Annotated in this window: 1 pseudogene; it reads right to left on the bottom strand. The window is 48.0% G+C overall.

The annotated features are described in order from the left end of the window. A pseudogene (locus MWU84_RS24025) lies at positions 1 to 737 on the bottom strand (hypothetical protein); the annotation flags it as partial.

Below are 737 nucleotides of genomic sequence, written 5' to 3'. Positions count from 1 at the left end.
GGCATCGAAGCTCGACTTGTCCACCCAGGCTACCGTTCCTACTGCATCGGTTACTAAAACTTTATCGTTACCACCTGAGGAAATATCCTCTGTTAAAATAGTACCGTTCAATATATTCTCTGTCTGAACTGCATCGTCCGCCAATTTTGCATTGGTAACCGCATCATCACCCAATTTTATGGTAGTCACCGCACCATCGGCCAGTTTGGCCGTAACGATGGAAAGGTCCTCCACCTTGAAAGGATCCAAGGTAGTACCAACTCCGGTAATCGTTACCTGATCGGCAATGGCATTGAAGCTCGACTTGTCCACCCAGGCTACAGTACCTACTGCATCCGTAACCATAACCTTATCGTTACCACCTGAGGAAATATCCTCTGTTAAAATGGTACCGTTCAAAATATTTTCTGTCTGAACCGCATTATCCGCCAATTTAGCATTGGTAACCGCATCTGCAGCCAATTCGGTAGTTCCGACGGCTCCGGCCGCTATCTCCAAGGTAACATCTCCCAATAGAGCATTGGCATCACCCCCTACGGTTAGATCCGAGGAAGTAATGTTACCATCACCAGTGATTGCTGTTCCGTCAACTTCCAATGCTCCCGTGGCTACGTTCTGTACCAACCCGCTTCCTGCAACGTTGGAATTGATCTTGGCAGCCGTTACGGCATCATCGGCCAGTTCATTCGCCGTAATTCCGCTTGCAGCTACATCCAATGTATATGGATCAGCATTAG

This window comes from Arenibacter sp. F20364 (assembly GCF_023015905.1).
GTDB lineage: Bacteria > Bacteroidota > Bacteroidia > Flavobacteriales > Flavobacteriaceae > Arenibacter.
This window is presented reverse-complemented; position numbering and strand designations above follow the sequence as displayed.